The sequence below is a fragment of the Kitasatospora sp. NPDC056651 genome, from assembly GCF_042792155.1.
Taxonomy (GTDB): domain Bacteria; phylum Actinomycetota; class Actinomycetes; order Streptomycetales; family Streptomycetaceae; genus Kitasatospora.
Genome location: NZ_JBHTWX010000215.1, coordinates 1 through 3,685 on the forward strand (window position 1 = coordinate 1; position 3,685 = coordinate 3,685).

Consider the following 3,685-nt stretch of genomic DNA (forward strand, 5'->3'; position numbering starts at 1 on the left):
ACGCTGGGCGGGCATCCCCCAGCCGAGCGTCTACGTGATCTACTCACCGTCTGAAACCAAGCGGTGTTGCGACGACCCCTTGAACCCAAGCTCGGCAGGGGGCCTTCGCGGCTACCGGCCGGAGCGCGCCGCCGGCGCTCGGACCAGGGCCGCCCCGCCGTCCTACAGCTCCTCCACCACCTCGACGCCGGGGCACTCGCGCGCCAGGTCGGCGAGGAAGCGCTCCCCGTCGATCACCGCCTCCGGCGGGTGGACCCCAGCCGACCGCACCGTCCCGTCCAGCAGCTGGGCGAGCCCCAGGCCCGCCGGGACGCCGGTGGCCTCCGGCATGTCCGCCAGCAGCCGGTCCGCCCCGGCCAGGTGGGCGAGGACGGTGGCCGGGCGCCCGTCCCGCGTACCGGTGGCGGCGGCGAAGAACGGCGGGAGGGTGCCCGGGCCGCGCAGCCGGGGGCGCGGGCGGCGGCGCGCAGGGTGCGGCGCACGGTGGGCCGGTCGAGGTCGGCGGCGGCGCTCTCGTTGGTCAGCCGACCGGAGTCGATGTCCTCGCGCAGCACGTCCAGGTAGGCGGCGGTGCCGGTCGTGAGGACCATCAGGCTGGCCGCGTCACCGCCGGGCCGCAGGCTGCGGTGCAGGGTGACCGGCTCCGGGTGGCCGACGGTGTAGGCGGTGCCGTGGCGGCCGCCGGGCAGGTCGAGGGTGACCGGGCGCAGCGGGCGCCGCCGGACGAGCCGGCCGCCCTCCACCGTCGCGACCGTGCCGCTGATCTGCTGCATCCAGTGCACGGCGGCCGCCGACACCGCGCCGTCCGGGTCGCGCAGCGAGGTGTCCGCGCCGGCCTCGGGGCCGACGTCGACCGGCCAGGCGGTGTGGACGTCGGTCAGGGTGTCGAGGCGGGCGGCGGCCCGGGCGGCGAGGAGGTTGCTGATGCCGGGGCTGGCGCCCATGCCGATCACCGCGCGGACGCCGGCGGCGCGGGCCTCGGCGCCCAGTTCCAGCATCGCGAGGGTGGGCTCCCAGTCGTCGCAGATGTCGAGGTAGTGGGTGCCGGTGCGGATCGCGGCGCGCAGCACGTCGCGGCCGTGGCGGTAGTAGGGGCCGACGGTGTTCAGCACGGCATCGGCGTCGACGAGGGCGGCGTGCAGTTCCCGGCCGTCGGTGACGTCCACCCGGGCGGCGCGCACGGGCACGGGCGAGGCGGCGGCGAGGGCGGCGGCGGCCCGGCGGGCGGCGGCGAGGTCGCGGTCGGCGATCACCACCTCGTGGGCGCCGGGCGGTACGTTGCCGGGCAGGTCGGCGACGACCCGGGCCGCGACCCGGGTGGAGACCCGGCCCATCGCGCCGGCTCCGCCGAGGGCGAGCAGTCTCATCGTGGGTCAGCCCTTCCGGTGGTCGAGTGAGGTGAGGAAGTTCCGCATGCCGTCGAGGTAGCCGGGGGTGAACAGCGAGCGCGGCGCGGCGATCGCCAGGAAGGTGCTGCGCAGCTCGGAGTCCTCGACGTCGCTGGGCACGATGTTGTGGGTCGAGTCCGCGAAGCGGAGCACGTGCAGCAGGCCCGGGGTGCCGATCAGGCGGCGGTAGCCGGCCTCGGTGTCGTCGCTGTCGACGTTGACGTCCTGGCCGCCGAGGACGAGCTGCACCGGCACCCGGAGGGCGGCGAGGTCCTCGGTGGCGTCGGAGAGGTGGTTGCGCTTGTCGAAGGCCCACCGCTGCGGAGTCAGCCCCTCGGTGTCGCCGCCGGCGGCCCGGTACTGCTCGAAGGTGTCGGAGGCGCGCAGCGCGGCCAGGTTCCGGTCGCTGCGGGCGACGGCGGCGGCGGTCTCCTCGGGTGAGGCGTGGCGCTGCCGGAGTTCGGCGAGCAGGTTGTAGCGGCCCTGCCGGAGCCAGTTGACGGCGGGGGCGACGGCGATCACGAACTTGACGTCCGGGGACTGCCGGGCGGCCTTGGGCATCACCCAGCCGGCCTGGCTGGCGCCCCAGAGCCCGATCCGGTCCGGGTCGATGCCGGGCTGGGTCCTGGCCCAGCGGACCGCCGCGAGGGTCTCGTCGGCGCGGTCCTGGATGCTCTGGTCCAGCCAGTCGCCGGGGGCGTTGTCGACGCCGGGCTTGTCCCAGGAGAGCGTCGCGTACCCGGCTTTGGCCATGGCCTCCCAGATCGGCCGGTAGAAGGTGTCGTGGGTGGCGTCCACGGGTCCGTCGCCGTGGACGAAGACCACCAGTCCGTACGGCCCGTGGCCGCCGGTCGGGCGGGCCAGCACGCCCTGGAGCGGCTGCCTGCCACCGGTGACGGTGATCCGCTCCTCCGTGATGTCGTACTCGTTCTGGTACACCACCCAGCCGCCCGCGCCGACCAGCGGCACGACCACGGACAGCAGGGACACCCAGAGCCACCGGCGTCTGCCGAACATCTTCACCCCGACCATATCGTTCACTTTCAGATCGCTCGTTTTGAAAACGAACGTATCAGATATGAACGATCCAGGCTGACGCCGCCGGCGGCCGCACCCCGTTGTCAGTACCGCGTGGCAGGCTGAGGGGCATGTGCGGCCGCTTCGTCTCCACCACCACGCCCCAGGACCTCGTCTCGCTGCTCGGCGAGCTCCGGTGGGACCCGGCCGAGGCCTTCGCGCCGAGCTGGAACGTCGCCCCGACCGACCCGGTCCCGGCCGTCCTGGAGCGCGTCGACCGGGAGACCGGCGAACTGCTGCGCCAACTGCGCCCGCTGCGCTGGGGCCTGGTCCCGTCCTGGTCCAAGGACCCGTCCGGCGGCGCCCGCATGATCAACGCCCGCTCGGAGACCGTCGACACCAAGCCCGCCTTCCGCAAGGCCTTCACCGCCCGCCGCTGCGTGATCCCCGCCGACGGCTACTTCGAGTGGCGCGAGGTCCCCGCCACCGCCGACCGCAAGAAGTACAAGCAGCCGTACTTCCTCAGCACCGGCGGCGTGATGCTGATGGCCGGCCTCTACGAGTTCTGGCGCGACCGCACCCGCCCCGAGGACGACCCGCTCGCCTGGCTCGCCACCGCCACCGTGATCACCACCGACGCCACCGACTCCGCCGGCCGCGTCCACGACCGGATGCCGCTCACCATCGCCCCCGACGACCTCGCCACCTGGCTCTCCCCCGCCCACACCGAGCCCGCCGAACTCCACCACCTGCTGCGCCGCCCCGCCGACGGCGCCCTGCGCGTGCGCGCCGTCCCCACCACCGTCAACAGCGTCCGCAACAACGGCCCCGAGCTACTGGACACCGCCCCGGACCCACTGGGCCTGGCGGACTGACACCGAACCGAGGAGAGCAGATGAACGGCACCCCCCAGAGCGTCGTCGAGGCGGCCTTCCGCCACTACCGGTCACAGGACCGGGAGGCGGCCCTGCCGCTGTACGCCGAGGACTTCAGCTTCACCAGCCCGCAGGACGACCGGATCGACAAGGAGGCGTACTTCCGGCGCTGCTTCCCCACCGCCGACCGGTTCAGCGAGCAGCGGCTGCTGCACGTCACGCCCGCCGACGGGGAACTCGTCTTCGCCTACTACGAGTACGAGTTGGCCACGGGCGGCTGGTACCGCAACCTTGAGGCGATCACGGTGCGGGACGGGCTGATCCGCGAGGTGCAGGTCTTCTTCGGCGGGCGGCAGGCGGACCCGAAGGCGCCCACGGCACCGTGAACCCACGGCCGGGTGCGGC

At 74.0% G+C, this 3,685-nt stretch carries 4 protein-coding genes; 2 read left to right on the forward strand and 2 right to left on the reverse strand.

The features are described 5' to 3' along the window. Positions 1–233: 233 nt before the first annotated feature. Together ACFRAR_RS38385 and ACFRAR_RS38390 are read right to left on the reverse strand one after the other, a co-directional pair. Entirely contained in the window at positions 234–1,367 is a 1,134-nt protein-coding gene (locus ACFRAR_RS38385; protein ID WP_380705027.1) for a saccharopine dehydrogenase NADP-binding domain-containing protein, read from the reverse strand. Between the two features lie 6 nt (positions 1,368–1,373). Then, positions 1,374–2,405 (reverse strand): alpha/beta hydrolase family protein, encoded by a 1,032-nt coding sequence (locus ACFRAR_RS38390; protein WP_380705029.1) that lies wholly within the window; start codon positions 2,403–2,405, stop codon positions 1,374–1,376. A 131-nt stretch (positions 2,406–2,536) separates the two neighbouring features. Here ACFRAR_RS38390 and ACFRAR_RS38395 point away from each other — a divergent pair, with 131 nt between their 5' ends. Both ACFRAR_RS38395 and ACFRAR_RS38400 read left to right on the forward strand, forming a co-directional pair. Then, on the forward strand, positions 2,537–3,280 hold the full coding sequence (locus ACFRAR_RS38395; protein WP_380705032.1) for an SOS response-associated peptidase: 744 nt from the start codon (positions 2,537–2,539) through the stop codon (positions 3,278–3,280). A gap of 20 nt (positions 3,281–3,300) precedes the next feature. Beyond that, entirely contained in the window at positions 3,301–3,666 is a 366-nt protein-coding gene (locus ACFRAR_RS38400; RefSeq protein ID WP_380705034.1) for a nuclear transport factor 2 family protein, read from the forward strand. Positions 3,667–3,685: the final 19 nt, after the last annotated feature.

Coding starts and splice junctions, on each gene's coding strand:
- ACFRAR_RS38385 (WP_380705027.1), bottom strand. CDS start 1,367: ATGAGACTGCTCGCCCTCGGCGGAGCCGGCGCGATGGGCCGGGTCTCC.
- ACFRAR_RS38390 (WP_380705029.1), bottom strand. CDS start 2,405: ATGTTCGGCAGACGCCGGTGGCTCTGGGTGTCCCTGCTGTCCGTGGTC.
- ACFRAR_RS38395 (WP_380705032.1), top strand. CDS start 2,537: ATGTGCGGCCGCTTCGTCTCCACCACCACGCCCCAGGACCTCGTCTCG.
- ACFRAR_RS38400 (WP_380705034.1), top strand. CDS start 3,301: ATGAACGGCACCCCCCAGAGCGTCGTCGAGGCGGCCTTCCGCCACTAC.